Below are 18,063 nucleotides of genomic sequence, written 5' to 3' on the forward strand. Positions count from 1 at the left end.
CGGAACGACGGGGCGATAAACGGAACCATCCGGGACTCAGCCCCCGCTCGTTCCTCCGGAGGACCACTCCCCATGCGCTCTTTCCGCCTCGCCGCCGGTGCCGTGGTGACCGGCACCACCCTGTTCGCCCTCGGTGCCGGTCCGGCGCTCGCCGACGAACTCCCCGCCGGAATCCAGACCGAGACCTCCTCCTCCGCGTCCTCCAGCAGCTCGGCGCCGTCGGTGCCGCCGGCGTCGAGCGCCACCATGACCAGCACGACTGCCAAGGACAAGGACTGCGCCGATTTCGCCACCCAGGCCGACGCGCAGGCCGAGTGGGCGAAGGACCCGAGCGACCCGCACGGGCTCGACGCCGACGACGACGGCTACGCCTGCGAATCGCAGTTCGGTGAACCGTCCGGCCAGGTCAAGAAGACCCCATCGGGTGGCGTCGACACCGGCGGGTCCGAGGACAGTTCGTCGTCGGCGCCGCTCGCCGCGCTCGGCGGCCTGACCCTGCTCGGTGGGAGCGCCGCCGCGGTGCTCGCCAGTCGTCGCAGAGCCGGGCGCTGACGTGGACCGGGCACGCTGGAAGGTCGCCGCGGCCTGCGGATCGGCGTTGACGGTGGTGATCGCGGTCGGGGTGGTGCTGTTCGCGCTGCCGACGCCCGAGCAGCACCCCGCGCCACGCACCGCGGCCGCGCCCGTCCTCGAGACGCCGCTGCCCAGCGTGACCTCCACGCTGGCCGCGGCGCCCGCCGAGCCGGTCGCGCCGGAGGCGAGCGCCGACCGCCTCGACGCGAAGGTGCTGCCACCGGGCAAGCCCGCGTGGCTGGAGATCCCGCAGATCGGTGTCCACACCGGACAGATCATCGACCTCGGGCTGCGGCCGGACGGCGCGCTCCAGGTGCCCGGGGACGCGAAAACCGCGGGTTGGTACACGGAAAGCCCGACGCCGGGCGAGGTCGGACCGGCGGTGATCGCCGGGCACGTCGACTACGACCACGTGCCGGGTGTGTTCTCGCGGCTGGCCGAGCTGGAGGTCGGCACCCGGGTCACCGTGCACCGCGGTGACGGGATCAGCGCGGTGTTCACCGTCTACCGCGTGCAGCGGCACCCGAAGTCGGAGTTCCCGTCCGACGACGTCTACGGCGACACCGCCCAGCCGGAACTGCGGCTGATCACCTGCGGTGGCGCCTTCGACCGCGACTCGCGCCAGTACGAGGACAACGTGGTGGCCTACGGCCGGTTCACCGAAGCCTTCCGGCTGAGGCCGACTACGGCATTACGGTGATCCCCGGTGATGCGTTCGGGCTACTGCCCCACAATGTGACCCGATGACCGCGCACCCCGATTCCCCCGGCCTGCTCGAGTACCTGTGCTCGCTGGACGTGCCCACGCTCGCCGCGCTGCTGCACGAACAGGCCGAGCGCGATCCCGGCCTGGGCGAACGGCTCCGGGAACGGGCGGTGGAGCTGGCCGAGGCGGACGGGGTGGAGGACGGTGAGCACGGCATCGAGCCGGTGCTCGACACCCTCCAGCGCCTGCTCGACGCCGGGACCCGCGCTGATCTCGCCCCGCTGGCCAAGCGGGCGATGGACAAGATCGGCGACGCGTTCGCCCGTGGTGAGGACACCGCCGGGCAGCTCCGGCGGGCCGTGGGGCTCTACGCGCGGGCCTGCGTGGCGCACCCGCCGGCCCCCGAGGTGCTGGCCGACTGGATCCTCACCGTCGCCTTCGACCGTCCCGGGTGGCCGGTGCTCGACCTGCGGGCCTTCGCTAAGTCTCTGGGGGACAAGGGGCTCGCGCGGATAAAGTCCTTTGTAGACAAATCGGCCGACGACGACCCGCGGCGGTCGCTGGTCGCCGCCCGTCTGCGGGAGGAACTGGCCGAAATTTCCGGTGACGTGGACGCATTGGTCGCCATCCTGTCCGCGAAACCGCCCAGCCGTGAAGTGAGCCTGCGCATCGTGCGGGTGCTGCGCGACGCCGGCCGGCACAGCGAGGCGATCGCGCACGCGGCGAAGGCATTGGTGCGGGGGAAAGGTCCGGTGGTCCGGGCGCAGGTGCCCGAGACCCCGCCCGCCGAACCGCCGCCGCCCCCGCCGCCCCCGCCGCCTCCGAAGGCCGAGCCCCCAGCGGACATCGGTGAGCTGCTCGAAGCCGAAAAGTACGACGAGGCCTGGGAAATCGTGCGTCAGGAGCAGTCGCCGCTCGCGGACAAGCTGCGCGTCGCCGAATTCCGCGAGCGGGAGCATCCGGCCGACGTGCTGCCGATCTACCGCGAGCACGTCGCCGAGCTGATCGCGTACGGCGACGCCGGGCACTACCGGCACGCGGCGAAACAACTGCGGAAACTGCGCGGGTTGTACCGGCGCGCCGGTGTCGCCCAGGAGTTCGGCGAATATCTGACCGTGCTCCTGGAGGAACACAAGCGGAAAACCCGGTTGATCGCCGAAATCCGCAACGCGCGGATCGCGTTGCCGAAAGCCCAGCGCTGAGTTCGTCGGTCCCGCGTGACACGATGACCGCATGAGCCCCGTGAGCCGTGGTCGCAAGAAGAAGCCCGCCGGTGGCCGCAAGAAGCCGTCGGGTGCCGCCGCCGCGGAAAACAGCGCGCACCGGCGGATCCTGGCCGAGTTCGCGACGCTGGAGCCCACGGCCGACCTGCTCGAGGTCGAGGTGCTGGGCTCCGAAGCGGCCGTGTGGCGGGCCGGGCCGGGGGAGAAATCCGTCGAACGGCAACTGCTCGACCTCATCGCCTACGCGCGCCGCCACCCGGGCACCGGCGCCGCGAACCTGCTCGCCACGCTGCGGGTGTTCGCCGTCGACGGGCAGGCCCAGTCCGAGGCCGACGCGGCGTTGCGCGAAGTGATGGCCGCGGGCGTCGAGCCGCCGCCGTGGACGGACGTGGTCGGCCGCGCGCAGGCAGGCGCGTGCTGGTTGTGCCGCGACCGCTTCGACGAGGAACACCTGCTGCTGTGCGTGTTCGAGCGCGCCGGGGAACCCGATCACGGTCTGCTGGTCGGCATCGGGCTCGGCGGGGAGATCGACGAGCTGGAGCTGGTCGAGAACCCCGCCGACGTGCTCGCCGAACTGCGCGCGAACCTGGCCGAGGAGGACACCCTGGAGCGGGTGTCCGGCTCGGTCGCGCGCCGCCAGCTCGCCCACGCGATCGTGCGCACCCACACCTGGCTGCCCGAGCACGCCATCCTGGAGGGCCTGCTCATCTCGCGGCAGCGGCTGCTCGGCGACCCGCCGCCGGACATCGAGGACCCGGTGGTCGACGTCGAGGCCGCGGCGCGCCGGTTCTTCGCGGCGAACCCGGACATCGAGGACGACGAGGAGCACCGCGAGCTGGTCGAGTGGCTGGTGGAGTTCTCCAGGCAGGTCGAGCCGCGCTGGGCGATGCACATCGGGCCCGAGCTGCTGGTCCTGCTGGCCGACGAGCTGCCGGAAGAGGCGTCACCGGAGCTGCTGGAAGCCTGGATCCGCTGGCGGGCGGCCGAGCGGGAACTGTCGGAGGACGCGCTCGACGAGCTGCTCGAAATCGCGACGGGCTTCTTCGAGGGGGGCGATCCGTACCTCGACGGGGTCGACGAGGACGAGGACGTCGAGGAGGTGCTGGATCGCCGTCAGTTCGCGCTGCCCGAGGCGAGCACCACGATCGGCGACGAAGAGGTCGACCTGGACCCGAACGACCTCGACGACCGGGTGCTGCTGGTGCTCGGCGAGCACCCCGAACTGCACGAAGCTGTCGCCAACGAGGAGCTGGACCCGGGCTCGGCCGAACTGCTCGGCACCAAGGCGATGGTGGTGCACCAGTTGTGGGACAACGATCCGCCCGAGGTCTGGGCGGCCGCCCGTGCGCTGCGGGATCAGGGCGTCGATCGGCAGCGCGTATTGGAACGGCTTCGGACCGTGTTGCTGGAAAACGCGAGTCCGGAAAGCGACGGCGGAATGGAACTCGATATCGAGAACTACCGGCGGGCGCTGACCCGACTCAGCTGAAAACCGGGTCAGGGCTTGCCGTTTTTGGCTTTGCGGTCGTCGGCGGCGTCGTCGAAATCGACGACGAACGCCCCGGCGGCCATCACCAGCAGAACCGCGACACCGAACATCGCGCCGACCCAGGTCATGATGGTCGTGAACATGGCCGCGCCTCCTCCCTGGTCAGGATGTCTTTACTCCTCCAGGGTCACCGCGGCAGGTCCGTCCCGGTATCGGCCAACCGGTTAGTGCACCTGCGAACACCTGGTCCGAACGGCCGATGCCGTCGAACACAGTGTCATTTCCGGCGGGTTCGACAGCCGAATTACAACTTTCGCAGCCGGACGCGGTTGATGGAATGGTCGGCGTCCTTGCGCAAAACCAGGGTGGCCCTGGGGCGCGTGGGTTTGATGTTGTCGATGAGGTTCGGTTCATTGATGGTGTGCCACAAATGGCGGGCTTCCGCGCGGGCCTCGTCGTCCGGCAGGCCGGCGAAGTGGTGGAAGTGCGAAGCCGGGTCGGCGAAGGCGGTGTGGCGCAGTTTCAGGAACCGCTCGACGTACCAGCGTTCGATGTCGCCGGTGTGCGCGTCGACGTAGATGGAGAAGTCGAACAGGTCCGACACGGTCAGCCGCGGGCCGGGCTGCAGGACGTTGAGGCCCTCGATGATGAGGATGTCCGGCTGCTCCACCACCTGCTCCTGACCGGGCAGGATGTCGTAGGCCAGGTGCGAGTAGACCGGTGCGCTGACCCGTTCGGCCCCCGACTTGACCTCGGTGACGAACCGCAGCAGCGCCCGCCGGTCGTAGCTCTCCGGGAAGCCCTTGCGGTGCATGATGCCGCGCCGCATCAGCTCCACACGCGGGTAGAGGAACCCGTCGGTGGTGACCAGGTCCACGCGCGGGTGGTCCGGCCAGCGGGCGAGCAGGGTGCGCAGGATGCGCGCGGTGGTCGACTTGCCGACCGCCACGCTGCCGGCGATGCCGATCACGAACGGCACCTTGGTGCCGCGGCAGTCCTCGCCGAGGAAGGTCGTCGTCGCCTCGTAGAGCCGCTGGCGGGCGGCGACCTGCAGGTTGATCAGCCGGGACAGCGGCAGGTAGACCTCCGCCACTTCGGCCAGGTCGACCTGCTCCCCGAGCCCGCGAAGGCGGAGCAGTTCCGCCGCGGTCAGCGGCAGTGGAGTGGATCTGCGCAGCTCCCGCCATTGCTCGCGGTGTAGCTCCACATAGGGGCTGAGCTCACGAACCCGTGACATCCGCACTCCCCTCGGCGTCGAGGCCGGCTGCTGCGCCGCAATTTCGACGTGGGTAACAACGTCGATCTAACGGTAGGGCTTACCGAGGGCGAACGCGCTGTGACGAAGTCCACCCCGGCTCGAGGCGCGCTCGGGGTTGTGCCGGGAACGCGGGTCTGAGCTGGGCGTCAGCCCGGGAAGACCTCGGTCCACGCGGCGGCGACCTGACGCGCGCACGTGTCGGGGGCCACTCCGCCGACGCCGGTGCCCAACCCGGGCATGGCGATGGTCTCCACGGCGTGGCGGACCTCGCCGCCGTGCTCGAAGTGCCCGTCGCGCCACAGCCGGAAGACCGCGCGGGCGGCGAGGAACGGGTGCACGGTGTCCGGCGGCAGGCCCTCGCCGGGCTCGCGCATGGTCGGCGCGCTGATCAGCCAGGCGGGCGCGAGCTGCCCTGTCGGCACCACCAGCGCTTCGCCGATCGGCAGCTCACCACCGTGGTAGGCCAGCACCGCACTGCGTACGCGCTGCTCCACTTCGGGGAAGGCCAGCGAGTACACCGCGTCGACCCCGCCGCGCATCCAGCCGTGCGAGTTCGCCGGGCTGACCACGGCTTGGGCGGGCACGTCCAGCACCGAACCCCGGTGCACCCGGATCGGACCGTCCACTGTGTCCACCACCTGACGCCAGGCGCGGGCGAGCGGTTCTTCGACGGCACACAACACCAGTTCGGGTTTGCTCGCGGAGGAACGGGCCGGCGAACTCCGGCGGCTGGTGTGCGTGCCCGGATGTGCGGTCACGCCCCCAGCATCGCAAAAAACGGCGGAACGCGTAACCGCCCGGCCTACCGGCTATGCGAGTGAAAGTGGGGGCCCGGCCTGCGTAGCCTGGCGGGGTGTCTCGAATCGCCTATTTCGGCCCGCAGGGGACTTTCACCGAGCAGGCCGCCCGGACGTTGACCGTTGACGACGACCTGCTCCCGGTGGAAACCATCCCGGCGGCGCTGGCCGCGGTGCGCAAGGGGGAGGCCGACGCGGCCTGCGTGCCGGTGGAGAACTCGGTGGAGGGGCCGGTCACCGCGACCCTGGACGGCCTCGCCGAGCAGGAGTTGCTGGTGGCGGTCGCCGAGGCGCTGCTCCCGGTGCACTTCAGCGTGCTGGCCAGGACCGACGGCGCCCCGATCCGGACGGTCGCCAGCCACCCGCACGCGCTCGCCCAGGTGCGCCAGTGGCTGGAGGTGAACCTGCCGGACGCGCGGCCGGTGGCTGCCGCGTCCACCGCGGCCGCGGCGGTGGCCGTGCAGGAAGGCGAATTCGACGCGGCGGTGACCGCGCCGGTGGCCGCCGAGCACTACCCGCTGCGGGTGCTGGCCACCGAGGTCGCCGACGTGCGTGACGCCAGGACGCGGTTCCTGTTGCTGCGCCCGCCGGGCACGCTGCCCGAGCCGACCGGCGCGGACCGCACCGCGATCGTCGCGGCCGCGGCCAACCGCACCGGCACGCTGGCCGAACTGCTCACCGAACTCGCCACGCGCGGCATCAACCTGACCCGGCTGGACGCGCGGCCGACGAAGGGCAATTTCGGCGAGTACCTGTTCTTCATGGACTTCGAGGGGCATATTTCGGAACCGCGCATCGGGGACGCGCTGGCCGCGTTGCGGCGGCGCTGCTCGGGACTGCGCTTCCTCGGCTCGCACCCGCGGGCCGACCGCGTGGCGGCGACCATCCAGACGGGTGCGTCGAACGACGATTTCACCGGTGCCGTGGACTGGGTGACCGCGGTCCGGAGAGGAGAACTGGCGTGAAGCTGTACCTGGTCCGGCACGCGCAAAGCGAGGCGAACGTGCTCAAGACGCTGAACACCGCGCTGCCGGGGCCGCCGCTGACCGAACTGGGCCGGGAGCAGGCCGCCGCGCTGGCCGACCGGCTGGCCGACGAGCCGGTGCGCGCGGTCTACGCCTCCTTCGCGACCCGGGCGCAGCAGACCGCGGCGCCGGTCGCGGCGGTGTTCGGCATGGAGGTGCAGCCGGTCGAAGGCGTGCACGAGATCAACGTCGGCGACCTGGAGGACCGGGCCGACCACGAGGCGATGAAGTCCTTCGCCGCGGTCATGCACTCGTGGACGCAGGGCGATCTGGACGTGCCGCTGCCGGGCGGGGAGAGCGGCAGCCAGGTGCGGTCGCGCTACGAAAAGGCGATCGCCGACCTGCGTGCCAAGCACGAGGCCGCCGACTCCGACGGCGTGGTGGTGCTGGTCGGGCACGGCGGTTCGATCCGGCTGGCCGCCGAATGGCTCTGCGACAACGTGCTGCCCGAACTGGCCGACTCCAGCCTGATCCCGAACACCGGCATCGTGGAGCTGGAATCGACCGACGGCGGCTGGCACTGCCTGCGCTGGGTCGGCACCCCGGTCTGAGTCAGCGCAGGTGGGCGGTCGGCCAGGCTTCCAGCCGGTACGCCGAATCCCAGAACAGCCATTCGTACTCACACGCCCGGGTGAAAGCGGCGAGCATGCTCGATCGGGTCACCGCGTCAGCCGATCCGGCGGCCCGGTCGACCGCTTCCCGGCAGCTGGTGACCGCGGCGGCGAACTCGTCGTCCGCATAGGTGTCGATCCATGCCTGGTACGGGTTTTCCTCGCCCGCGCGCTGGTTGGCCACGATGTGCTCGCCGACGTGCTGGTAGATCCAGAAGCACGGCAGCAGCGCGGCGATCAGCTCCGGGTAGCCGCCGGTCTGCGCCACGGCGAGCAGGTACGAGGTGTAGGCCAGGCAGGTCGGTGAGGTCTCGATGGCGTCGAGGTCGGCCTCGCTCAGGCCGAACTTCTCGAAGTAGCCCTCGTGCAGCAGGCGTTCGACCACCACGGCTTCCTTGGCCGCACCGGCGAAGAAGCTGAGGTCCGCGGGGTCGGGTGCCCTGGTCGCCGCGACCGCCAGCGCGCGCCCGAAACCGAGGAGGTAACGCGCGTCCTGGGCGAGGTAGAACTGGAACCGATCGGGCGACAGGGTGCCCGCTGCCAGCTCTTCGTTGAACGGGTGGGTCAACACGGACTGTTGTAGCTTCGCCGTGTGCCGCCACGCTTCGTCACAGAATCCGGGCATGCCTCCAAGCTACCGGGGCAACCCCGGGTGTGGTCGGTACGTCTACTGGGTAGTCACCTGGTAACGGGGAGGCGAGACAACATGAAAAATCGTAACTGGGTCACCGTGGCGACCTTCGCGACTCTGGGTCTCGGGCTGGCAGCGTGCGGCGAGTCGCCGCCGCAGACAGCCGCCCCGGCGGGCACGCCGAGCCCGGCCGCGGAGACGACCGAGACCACCACACCACCGACCACGACCGAACGCGCGGAAACCCAGGCCGGGGAACCGGCGGCCGACGCCGGCCTGTGCAAGGTGGGCGACTTGACCATCACCCTCGGCGAGGGTGACACGGCCGCGGGCACCACGTACCGGCCGCTCGAGTTCGTCAACAGCGGTACGCGCACCTGCACCATCCAGGGCTTCCCCGGTGTCTCCTACGCCGCGGGCGGCGACGAGCACCAGGTCGGCCCGGCGGCTTTCCGCGAGGGCGAAAAGGGCGAGCCGATCCAGCTGGCGCCGGGCCAGAAAGCCACCGCGGACGTCGGCTTCGTGCAGGTCGGCAACTACGACCCCGGCACCTGCCAGCCGACGCAGGTCAGCGGCATCAAGGTCTACCCGCCGCAGGAAACCGCGTACAAGATCGTGCCGTTCGAGGGCACCGGCTGCGCGAGCGAGCAGATCCCGGGCAACCAGCTGACGGTCAAAACGATCACTGACTAGGTGCCTGGCCGGTGGCACCTGAGCGGTGCCACCGGCCGTTCCGCCGCTACGGCTTCGCGATCGTGCAGTCGTCCGGCACCATGGTGACGACTTGGCCGGCGCCCCACTGGGCGTTGGTGCCGACCACCCGGTGCGTGGCCCACGTGCCGGCGCGCGGGTCGTACCGCGTCCACGCGACCTGCTGCGTGCCGGGCAACGTGCCGTAGATGACGTCCGCGCCCGGCGAAACCAGCTGCCCGTAGCCGCTCCAGTTGCCCGGGGTCGTCCGCTCGCGCTGTACCCAGGTCCGCGTGGTGTGGTCGTAGTGGAAGCGGATCAGTGAACCGGTGGTGGTACGGGCGTAGAGTACGCCGTCCCCGGCCGCGGTGATGGAATTGAACCGGCTCCAGCCGGTGTCCAGCACCACGCCCGCGTCGTTCTGCCAGCGCCCGGCCGCGGTGTCCCAGAGGAACAGCCGCAGGTCGCCGTTCGGGTCGACGCGGTAGATCCGGCCCTTCACGTCGACGGTGAGCCGGTCGCGGTTGGCGGGGGAAAGGTAGTGCTGCCAACCGGTTCCCACCCGTGTGCCGCCGGTGATCTCGGCCCACCGGGTGTTCCACAGCCGCAGGTCGCCGTCGTTGAACGCGTCGCCGCTGCCGGTCTTCTGGTGCACCGACCACAGCACGCCGGGCTCGGCACCCGGGTGGCCGGGCCCGGCCTTCAGCGTGCCGGGCACCGTCCCGCTGTTGGGGTACCAGGTGTTCCAGTTGTCCACCCCGTCAAGGGCGGGCGACTTGGTGCTGTTGGGGCTTTGGACGTTGTTGGTGTGTTTGGCGACACCGGCTTTGACGGAGAAGACGCCCACGAAGTTGTTGCACTTGATGAACTGGTCGGGGTTGTGCTCGCCGAACCAGTCGATCAGGTCGTCGATCCGGGTCTCGACGGATCCGCTCCGGGTTTCCGTCGAGCCGAAGCAGCCCTTCTGCCAGGAGGTGGCGTGCACCCCGACGAGTTCGGGTTTGTACGGGTCGCCCCGGTAGGCGGGACCGCCGGCGTCGCCGCGGCAGGTGTCCGAGGCGCCGGAAACGGTGAAGGTCGTTCCGGAGACCGAGGACACCGCGGTGTCGGCGACGTGCTGCTTCAGCGGGACCCAGTCGGTGGCCGTCCGGCCGAAGCCCGCGATCCGCAGGGCCTCCGCCTGCTGGGGCGCTCGCGACGGCAACCGCGCGCTGCCGATCCCGACTCGCTGTTCGAGCTTGGCGAAGACCAGGTCGCGGTCCTCGCGCGGCCTCAGTTCGACGATCCGCTGGTGCAGCACGCCGGTGCCACCGCTCAGGGGCTGCACCGCGCCGTACCAGAACTGGACGGTGGTGGGGCGGGGCGGTGGCCCGGCCGCGATGCGGAAGCCCTGCGCGGGGTTCTCGGCGAAGCAGCTCGCCGCGGTGACGATCCACTGGTCGGCGACGAGCGTGCCCGAGCACGCCCGGAAGTTGTCGCCGACGGTGATGCGGGCGGTGTGCAGGTACGGGTCGCCGTAGTCGCCGGTGGGTGTGCCGTGGGTGATCGCGGCCGCCGGCGTGGCCAGCAGCGCCGCGAAGGCGGTGGCGGCGGCCAGCACGGCCACCGGGCGTCTCGCTTGTCGTGGATTTTTCATGGTCGTCCCCAGTCGGATTTTCGGTGCCGGAATTCGGCGGCACAATGTCAGAAGAATGAAAAGAAACCAGCTCGGCGGGCGGGTCGGAGCGCCGAACGGAAAAGGCGCCCGCCGAACGGATTGAACGTAGCAGCAGGTCCCGGCATCGGTAAGCGGCCGAATGGCTTATCGCCCGTTCCGGTCCGAATGCGGGGATGAAGCCGGAAAGAATTGACGAAGATTTGTAGCGAAGAATGGTTCTCTCGACGTCCATCTGCCGGATTTACTGGAATGGCGCCGGGTTGGAAAACGGTTTTCCGTGACCGGAACCGCCGGGTACGACAGTGCCCAGTGCTAGGTGCGGCCGCAGATGGCGGTCGCCTGGGTCAGGTGCCAGCGGCCGCCCGCGTCGAAGTTGAGGCTGATGACCATGCGGTGCACGCCGTCGATGTGGTCGGCGAGGGCGACGTAGGCGGACTGCACGTCGGCCGCGGCCTCCGAGAGCGACTTCGCCGCGGCCAGCCGGTCCAGGGTGCCGGGTGGCAGATCGCTGCCGCTCAGCTGCCCGTCGCCGGGGTCGGGCAGGTCGCCGATGCGCTCCAGCGCGGCGCACGCGGCCCGCGCGTCGGCGGCGGGCCCGGTCTCCGTGCCGGACAGCGCCCAGAGCAAACCGACCACCGCCGCGCCCAGCACGAACCCGCCCACCCCGGCCGCCACCTGGCCCCGGGACAGCTGGCTGGCGGTGCCGGCCTCGTCATCGCCCACGATCGGGTATTGGAGCACCTCGCTGACCTGCGTGTACAGGCGTACGGGCCGGTTGAGATCTTCCCGTGCTCAGACGCCGGGGATCTGGCCGTTGCGGAACGCGTCGACGAACAGCCGGTGATCGTCACGGGCGAGCTCCCCGTAGGCCATGCCGAACTCGGTCAGCTCCTTGACGAACGCGTCCTCTTCGGTGCCGATCGCCGCGGCGATCGCCTCCTCGCACTGGAACTCGACCAGCGTCTGCTCGGAGTCCGAATCGGCGACGCAGTGCATCTTCGCCGTGGCGCGGCCGAGGTAGTCCAGCACCGGCGCCATGTCCTCCGGCTCGGTCAGCTCCGACCAGTCCAGATCGGCCACGTACGGCGAAAGCTCGGCCACCACGAAACCGGTGCCGTCGAGTTCGGTGTAGCCGAGCCACGGGTCCGCGTGCGCCTGGAGCGCCCGCTGCGAGACCGCCGTGCGATGGCCCTCGTGCCGGAAGTAACCCCGGATCCGGTTCTCGTTGACGATCCGGCTCGGCGCCGGGATGCCGCCCTGCTTCATCGACAGCACCACGTCGTCGTCCAGCGCCTGCGTCAGGCCCTCGACCAGGATGTTGTACGCGGGCAGCCCGGCCGAGCCGATACCGAAACCCTTGCGCCCCACCACGTCCTTGACCCGGTAGGTGGCGTCACCGAAGCGCTTGCCGGCCGGGATGGTGTCCAAATAGGACTCATACGCCCGCTCGACGGTGGACCGCTCGGCCTGGTCCAGCCGCCGCACGCCGGGGCCGAGGCGGAACCGGCGGTCGTAGTCCTGGACCACGGTCACCTGGTCCAGCAGGCCGACCCTGGTGGACAGCCGCGCCTGCAGCAGCAGGTCGTGCACCAGGCCCTCGGTGCTGTCCAGTTGCAGTTTGAACATCTCGTCGCCGGGCCGGTCGGCGAACTCGCGCACCTGCCGGACGTAGCTGCGCAGGTAGGTGGTGATCAGCCGCTCGATGTCCACGTCGGAGATCGCCTTGCCCCAGGCCATCAGCGCCACGGAGGCGGCGAGGCGCTTGAGGTCCCAGGTGAAGCTGCCGAGGTAGGCCTCGTCGAAGTCGTTGATGTCGAACACCAGCGCCCCGGCGGCGTCCATGTAGGTGCCGAAGTTCTCCGCGTGCAGATCGCCCTCGATCCACACGCGGCCGGTCCGCTCGTCCGCCCAGCGGTCGTGCTCGGCGGCCATGTCGGCGTAGAACAGGCACGCCGAACCGCGGTAGAAGGCGAACGGCGCGGCGGCCATCTTGCGGAACTTGCGGCGGAACGCGCCGGCGTCCGCGCGCATCAGCTCGTCGAACGCGTCGACCAGCACCTCGACTATCTCGGCCTGGCGCTGCTCGCCCGAGGTCTCCCGGATGCGGTCGACGACACTGGACAACGGTCCTCCCGATGATCAGTGCTCAGTCAGCCGCACCAGTGGCAGGCGCGTCAACCCGGCCTCGCCCGAGATCTCCAGGAACGCGACCGCGTCGCAGCCGTCGACGTCGATGGTGGCGATGGCGTTGCCGAAGTGCGGACCGGACACGCGGTCCCAGCGCAGCGGCAGCGGCGGCACCCCGGCCCGGCGGGCGAACCGGCCGGCCACCGCCGTGGCCGAGCGCCACCAGCCCATCTTGAACACCCCGCGCATCACCGTGGGGGCCGTGTTGTGCAGCGGCGAGCAGACCAGCTGGTGGATCGCCGCCGGCACTTCGGGTGCGTAGCCAGCCTTGGCGATGTAGGCGTGGTGCACGTCACCGGAGAGCACCGAGATCGACGCCGGTCCGCCCTCGGCCCTGCCGGTGCGGGTGATCAGCTCGTTGAGCCGGTCGAAGGACTCGCGGAAGGCCGACCAGTGTTCCAGGTCGGCGGTCTGGCGCACCCGTTCGGCGAGCTTGCCGCGCCAGCCGGGACGGCGGCAGGCCGCCTCGTTGGCGGACTGGACGTGCGCCAGCGCGTGGGGCAGCAGCCACGGCAGGGAGGTGCCGATGAGCAGGTGGTCGAAGTCGCCCTCGGCGTTCTTCTCGATCCACTGGAACTCGTCCTCGTCGACCATCGAGCGTTCCTCGTGGCAGACCACCCGGCCCGCTCTGGTGTCGATGACCAGCAACCGCACCGGCCCGAAGTCCCGCCGGTAGGACCACCGGGCGCCCTTCATGCCGTCGGCTTCCTTGTCGGCCTCCTCGGCGAACTCCTTGAGCGCCGGGAGGTTGTCCACGCCGGATTTCATCACCTGCTGGAACATCGGCTCCTCGGCCAGCTCGGCCGGGGAGAGGTTGCCGATGTGCTGGTAGATCCAGTAGGAGGCGAGCCCGCCCTGGATGCGCTCCGGCCACCAGTCCTTCTCGGCCATCTGCTCGCGCCAGGTGTGCGAGGTGTTCCAGTCGTCGCGCACGTCGTGGTCGTCGAAGATCATCGACGTGGGCACGGTGGACAGCAGCCAGCGCAGCCATTCGTCGCTCCACGCCTCGTGGTAGAGCTGTGCGTACTCCTCGAAGTTGGCCACTTCGACGCCCGGCGGCTCGCTGGTGTCGCGCTGGGTCTTGAGCCACTCCTGCATCTGCGGGGTGGTCTCGTCGGCGTAGACCTGGTCTCCCAGCAGCAGCAACGATTCCGGCCATTCGGACTCGGGCAGTACGGCCATCCGGCGGGCGTAGCTGATCAGCGCGTCGTGCCCGATCGACGGCATTTCCCGCGGCTTGCGGCAGGAACCGAAGACGATCCGGAACTTGGTGTCCTCTTCGGACAGTGTGCGGATGCGGCTGGCGGGGCGGGTGTAGCCGGGCGGCGGCCAGGCCACCTCGTCGTCCAGCCGGACCTCGTAGGCGGTGGTGGTGCCGGGCTCCAGCCCGGTGATCACCACGAGCGCGAAGTGGCGGCCGCCCGCTTCGAACGTCGGCGTACTGGCGCCGAGGACGTCCACCACGCACGGGCCGTCGGTCTCCACCCAGACGGTGGCGGACTCGTGGTTCACGTGCCGCAACAGCGGGCCCAGCAGCAACTCGGTCATCTTCTCGTCCGCTCCTCACAGAACTGCCACAGCGCGTCGCGCTGCGCAGCGGTTTCGCGGGTTCGCCGCAGGTAGTGCGCCGGACGCGGCGCACGGTCGTGCCAGAACTGCCCGGTGCGCTCCGCCCGTCCGCCCTCGTCGGCGGCGGCCAGCCAGACCACGGTGTCGGCGCCCTGCTCGGCGTCCCGGAGCAGTGGGCCCATCACCTTGGCGAAGCCGGGCAGCGAGCCGGTCACGCCGGGGGTGGCCGCCCAGCCGGGGTGGACGCCGTGCACGGTGATCCCGTCGCACTCCAGGCGCCGTCCCCAGAGCAGCGCGAGCACCACCTGCATGCGCTTGGTCCTGGCATAGGCCTTGGTGCCGTTGTACTCGCCTTCGCGGTACTGCGGATCGTCGACGCGCAGTGGCTGGGTGTACATGCCGCCGGAGGACACGAAGAGCACCCGCCCCGGCTCGCCGTCACGCAGGGCCGGGGTGAGCAGCGAGGTCAGCAGGTGCGGGCCGAGGACGTGGGTGGCCAGGGCGATCTCGTTGCCCTGAGCGGTTTCCGCGCGTTCCGGCGGCATCGTGCCCGCGTTGTGCACGAGCACGTCGAGTCCGGTGAGCGTGCCGGCGAACCGCCGTACGTCGTCCAAATCGGACACGTCACAGCGGTCGACGTGGAGGTCGGCGCCGGGGATTTCGGCCAGTATTTCCGCTTTCGCCCGTTCGCCGCGCTCGGGGTCGCGGACGACCAGCCGAATGGACGCACCCAACCGGGCCATCCCGGCCGTCGCCGCTTTGCCCAACCCGGAGTTCGCCCCGGTGATCACCACCCGCTTGCCGCGCAAGGCATCCGGCGGCAACGGCTGCCAGAAGCGCTTGCGCAGCAAGAACCCCAGCTTGGTGTAGCCGGGAACGATGGTCCGGTCCGCGACCACGTCCAGCACTCTCGGGAGGTTCACGGCTATAACCGTGCCAGGCGCGGCCTGGTTTCGCAGTGTTGCGTTTTTACGGGTACTGAGTGGGTTTGGTCGGGCGCTCGGCGTAGTCCGGCTCGCGCGACGCGATCACCTCGGGGTCGCAGAGTTCGCGCAGCACGGCGAAGCCCTGCGGGCTGCCGGACCAGTGGTGGTGCAGCGGCCCGATGCCGACCTGGCGGGCGATCGAGCGCAGCGCCGCGGTGGCCAGGATCGCGTCGTCCCGCCTGCCGACCGCGGGCACGAAGTCGGGCACCAGGTCGATCGGCGAGGCGAGGTAGGCGAACACCAGGCTGATCCGGATCCGCACCCCGGCAGGCTGGCTCTTGTCCGCGGCCATCCGGCGCAGCAGCCGCAGCACGTCGGGCAGCAGCCGCACCGCTTCGGGCAGCAGGCCGCCCTTCGGCCGCCACACCACCAGCGCGAGCAGCAGGGCGGGCCACAACAGCAGGAGGCCGAGCACCAGGCCGAACACCATGTCGATCCAGAAAATGCCGGTCATGTCCCCCATTGTCCCGAACTCCCGCCTGTGCGGTCATCCGGCAGATCCCCTAGGGAAAACCACTCAGCCCCAGCCCAGTTCGTGGAGCCGCGCGTCGTCGATGCCGAAGTGGTGGGCGATCTCGTGCACCACGGTGATCAGCACTTCTTCGACCACCTCGGCCTCCGAGTCGCACATCGCCAGCAGCGGCTGCCGGTAGATCGAGATGCGGTCGGGCAGCACCCCGCCGTAGTCGGAGTTGCGCTCGGTCAGCGCGATGCCGTGGTAGAGCCCGAGGATGTCCGGTTCCTCCTGGTTGAACTCCTCGACCAGGACGACCACGTTGTCCATCGCGGCGGCGAACTGCGGCGGGACCTCGTCCAGCGCCTCGGCGACCAGTTCCTCGAACCGCGCGAGCGGCATGTCGACCGGCATCAGGCCCCCGGGAGTGGCGCGTCCGGCGGCAAGGGCGGCGGCACGTCCCCGGACGACGGGACGGGCTCGTGGTTGTCCGCGGGCGGCTCGTTGCCGCTGTTCGGGTCCTCGGGCACCGAGGTCGGCGGCACCTCCGAGTTGGGCGCGGCGGGGGTGGAGGTCTTCGGCGCCTGTCCGTCGGAGTGCAGGCTGCCGGTCACCGGGGCCAGCCCGCTGCCGTCCTCCAGCTTCGCGCCGACCTTGCAGTTGACCTTGGTCGAGCCGGCTTCCCAGCTCTCGGCCTCCCGCAGGTCCCAGGTCAGGATCAGTTTCTTCTCGGTGAGGTCGGTGCCGCCGGTGTACTCGTCGGCGATCCTGCTGCACTCGGTGTCCAGCCAGGTCTTCTGGTCGTCCGCCGAGGGCACCTCGTCGCCGTCGAACTCGTCGGCCAGGTCCAGCAGCCCGATGATCTCGTAGGCGTGCGGCTGGGTGCAGTCGACCGGGTCGCCGACGGTCTTGCCGGTCAGCGCCAGGCAGGTGCCCACCTGCCAGACGTTGGACTGGTCCTCTTCGGCCGCCGGTCCGGTCAGCTTCTGCAACTGCCCGCCGGGCGCGGCCCACTGGAGCCCGCACCGCATCTGACGGTCACCTTCGGCCCACTCCCGGTCACTCGGGTGAAGGACGCCGATCGAAAGCTTGCCGAGCGGGTCCAGTGGTTTCTTCAGATACGTCTCGGCGGTCTCGGCGCAGCGCTCCTGAGCGAGCTGGCGCCACTGCGTCAGATCCGGGGACGGCACGCCCGGCGGGTACTGCGGCGCGACGTCGACCACCCCGATCACCTCGAACAGGTGCGGTTGCTCACAGCCGACCTTCCGCGCGTCGCCGGCGTCCGGGAGTTCCCAGTTCAGGCAGCTGCCGGGTGGGGAGTGGAAGGCCTCGCGCGCGGCGATCTCGGCCTCCGAGCGACCCCCGCCACCGCCGCCGGTGATGTCCTCGTTGCCCCAGGAGAACAGCACGCTGAGCGAGAGCGCGATGATCGCGCCCAGCGACACCCCGGCCATGAGCAGCCACGTGCGCAAGCGCTCATTCCGGGAACGGAACCGTTCCACTTCTGCAGACATCTACTCCATGATGCCTGCGTCGCGCGAATGCGCCAGCGTTCGGGTGACTAATGTGGGTAGGGCGAAGTGCGGTTGGCCAGCGGTTACGGAGCGTTCGATGACGGAGAACACACCTGGGGGCACACAGCCTCCCGAGCAGCCCAAGCGCGGATCCATGCGCTTCCAGGACGCGGAGAGCACCACCCCCCGCGAACCCACCCTGGCGGAGCAGCGCGCCCGCAAGCAGGCGCTCGCCGCCGAGCGTGATCGGGAGATCACCGAACAGCAGACGCGGGCCGAGGTCGAACGCAAGGCTTCCACCAAGCGGAAGGTGCTGATCGGCAGCGGCGTCACCGTCGGACTGGTCGGCCTCGTCGCCGCCTGGTACGTCGCCGCGACGCCGGACGAGGTCACCGCGACCTGCACCACCGCCGACGGCACCGTGGTCGACAACGACGACTACTGCGACGAGAACTACGCGAGCAGCCACGGCGGCTACCACAGCGGCGGGTTCATGTTCATCCCCATCCCCGGCGGTGGTTACAACCAGTACCACTACAACTACGGCGGCACCGGCGCCCCGGGGCAGAAGATCAGCGGCGGGTCGTACACCGCGCCGTCGAACGCCAACGTGACCACGAAGTCGGGCAAGTCCGTGCAGCGCGGCGGCTTCGGCATCAGCAACTCGAGCAACGGCAAGAGCGGGGGCTCCTGA

The 18,063-nt window shown here is 70.2% G+C and carries 20 protein-coding genes; 8 read left to right on the top strand and 12 right to left on the bottom strand.

The features are described from left to right. Nucleotides 1–72 precede the first annotated feature (72 nt). From L3Q67_RS11830 to L3Q67_RS11845, 4 genes are read left to right on the top strand one after another with little or no spacing between them, the layout of a single operon-like run. Entirely contained in the window at nt 73–552 is a 480-nt protein-coding gene (locus tag L3Q67_RS11830; RefSeq protein ID WP_499189549.1) for an excalibur calcium-binding domain-containing protein, read from the top strand. A gap of 1 nt (nt 553) precedes the next feature. Further along, a complete protein-coding gene (locus L3Q67_RS11835) occupies nt 554–1,273 on the top strand; it encodes a class F sortase (protein ID WP_499189550.1) in 720 nt (239 codons plus the stop codon). Nucleotides 1,274–1,316: 43 nt separating this feature from the next. Further along, a complete protein-coding gene (locus tag L3Q67_RS11840; protein ID WP_499189551.1) occupies nt 1,317–2,480 on the top strand; it encodes a hypothetical protein in 1,164 nt (387 codons plus the stop codon). Nucleotides 2,481–2,511: 31 nt separating this feature from the next. After that, entirely contained in the window at nt 2,512–3,990 is a 1,479-nt protein-coding gene (locus L3Q67_RS11845; protein WP_499189552.1) for a hypothetical protein, read from the top strand. Nucleotides 3,991–3,998: 8 nt separating this feature from the next. Here L3Q67_RS11845 and L3Q67_RS11850 read toward each other — a convergent pair whose 3' ends face one another. From L3Q67_RS11850 to L3Q67_RS11860, 3 genes are all read right to left on the bottom strand, one after another. After that, on the bottom strand, nt 3,999–4,133 hold the full coding sequence (locus L3Q67_RS11850; protein ID WP_499189553.1) for a hypothetical protein: 135 nt from the start codon (nt 4,131–4,133) through the stop codon (nt 3,999–4,001). Between the two features lie 161 nt (nt 4,134–4,294). Further along, nucleotides 4,295–5,227: a type I pantothenate kinase gene (gene coaA / locus L3Q67_RS11855; RefSeq protein WP_499189554.1), complete on the bottom strand. Its 933-nt coding sequence runs from the start codon at nt 5,225–5,227 to the stop codon at nt 4,295–4,297. 167 nt (nt 5,228–5,394) lie between these two features. Further along, nucleotides 5,395–6,006 carry a macro domain-containing protein gene (locus tag L3Q67_RS11860; RefSeq protein WP_499189555.1) on the bottom strand — a complete coding sequence of 204 codons (612 nt, stop codon included), beginning with the start codon at nt 6,004–6,006 and terminating at the stop codon, nt 5,395–5,397. Between the two features lie 95 nt (nt 6,007–6,101). Here L3Q67_RS11860 and pheA point away from each other — a divergent pair, with 95 nt between their 5' ends. Further along, nucleotides 6,102–7,010, top strand: a complete 909-nt coding sequence (gene pheA / locus L3Q67_RS11865; RefSeq protein WP_499189556.1) for a prephenate dehydratase — start codon at nt 6,102–6,104, stop codon at nt 7,008–7,010. Next, entirely contained in the window at nt 7,007–7,621 is a 615-nt protein-coding gene (locus L3Q67_RS11870; protein WP_499189557.1) for a histidine phosphatase family protein, read from the top strand. Before pheA ends, L3Q67_RS11870 begins: the two co-directional genes overlap by 4 nt. 1 nt (nt 7,622) lies before the next feature. Here L3Q67_RS11870 and tenA read toward each other — a convergent pair whose 3' ends face one another. After that, complete coding sequence (tenA, locus tag L3Q67_RS11875) at nt 7,623–8,306, bottom strand: TenA family protein (protein ID WP_499189558.1); 684 nt, start codon at nt 8,304–8,306, stop codon at nt 7,623–7,625. An 81-nt stretch (nt 8,307–8,387) separates the two neighbouring features. On the opposite strand from tenA, the gene L3Q67_RS11880 reads away from it, so the two are divergent. Continuing rightward, entirely contained in the window at nt 8,388–9,005 is a 618-nt protein-coding gene (locus L3Q67_RS11880; protein ID WP_499189559.1) for a DUF4232 domain-containing protein, read from the top strand. Nucleotides 9,006–9,051: 46 nt separating this feature from the next. Here the strand turns inward: L3Q67_RS11880 and L3Q67_RS11885 are convergent, their stop codons facing one another. The 8 genes from L3Q67_RS11885 to L3Q67_RS11920 form a co-directional block, all read right to left on the bottom strand. Continuing rightward, nucleotides 9,052–10,608, bottom strand: a complete 1,557-nt coding sequence (locus L3Q67_RS11885; RefSeq protein WP_499189560.1) for a tachylectin-related carbohydrate-binding protein — start codon at nt 10,606–10,608, stop codon at nt 9,052–9,054. A gap of 363 nt (nt 10,609–10,971) precedes the next feature. Further along, entirely contained in the window at nt 10,972–11,382 is a 411-nt protein-coding gene (locus L3Q67_RS11890; RefSeq protein ID WP_499189561.1) for a hypothetical protein, read from the bottom strand. Nucleotides 11,383–11,451: 69 nt separating this feature from the next. Beyond that, the gene (locus L3Q67_RS11895) at nt 11,452–12,783 is read right to left on the bottom strand and encodes a DUF2252 domain-containing protein (RefSeq protein WP_499189562.1); all 1,332 of its coding nucleotides are present in this window, start codon (nt 12,781–12,783) and stop codon (nt 11,452–11,454) included. A gap of 15 nt (nt 12,784–12,798) precedes the next feature. Continuing rightward, nucleotides 12,799–14,394, bottom strand: a complete 1,596-nt coding sequence (locus L3Q67_RS11900) for an alkaline phosphatase D family protein (RefSeq protein ID WP_499189563.1) — start codon at nt 14,392–14,394, stop codon at nt 12,799–12,801. Beyond that, a complete protein-coding gene (locus L3Q67_RS11905) occupies nt 14,391–15,338 on the bottom strand; it encodes a Rossmann-fold NAD(P)-binding domain-containing protein (protein WP_499189564.1) in 948 nt (315 codons plus the stop codon). Before L3Q67_RS11905 ends, L3Q67_RS11900 begins: the two co-directional genes overlap by 4 nt. Nucleotides 15,339–15,384: 46 nt before the next feature. Further along, complete coding sequence (locus L3Q67_RS11910; protein WP_395898022.1) at nt 15,385–15,855, bottom strand: YkvA family protein; 471 nt, start codon at nt 15,853–15,855, stop codon at nt 15,385–15,387. A 63-nt stretch (nt 15,856–15,918) separates the two neighbouring features. Next, nucleotides 15,919–16,269 carry a metallopeptidase family protein gene (locus L3Q67_RS11915; protein WP_209663256.1) on the bottom strand — a complete coding sequence of 117 codons (351 nt, stop codon included), beginning with the start codon at nt 16,267–16,269 and terminating at the stop codon, nt 15,919–15,921. Continuing rightward, on the bottom strand, nt 16,269–17,369 hold the full coding sequence (locus L3Q67_RS11920; protein ID WP_499189565.1) for a septum formation family protein: 1,101 nt from the start codon (nt 17,367–17,369) through the stop codon (nt 16,269–16,271). Before L3Q67_RS11920 ends, L3Q67_RS11915 begins: the two co-directional genes overlap by 1 nt. Nucleotides 17,370–17,466: 97 nt before the next feature. Here L3Q67_RS11920 and L3Q67_RS11925 point away from each other — a divergent pair, with 97 nt between their 5' ends. Beyond that, nucleotides 17,467–18,063: a hypothetical protein gene (locus tag L3Q67_RS11925; RefSeq protein ID WP_499189566.1), complete on the top strand. Its 597-nt coding sequence runs from the start codon at nt 17,467–17,469 to the stop codon at nt 18,061–18,063.

This window comes from Saccharothrix sp. AJ9571 (assembly GCF_021725495.1).
GTDB lineage: Bacteria > Actinomycetota > Actinomycetes > Mycobacteriales > Pseudonocardiaceae > Amycolatopsis > Amycolatopsis magusensis.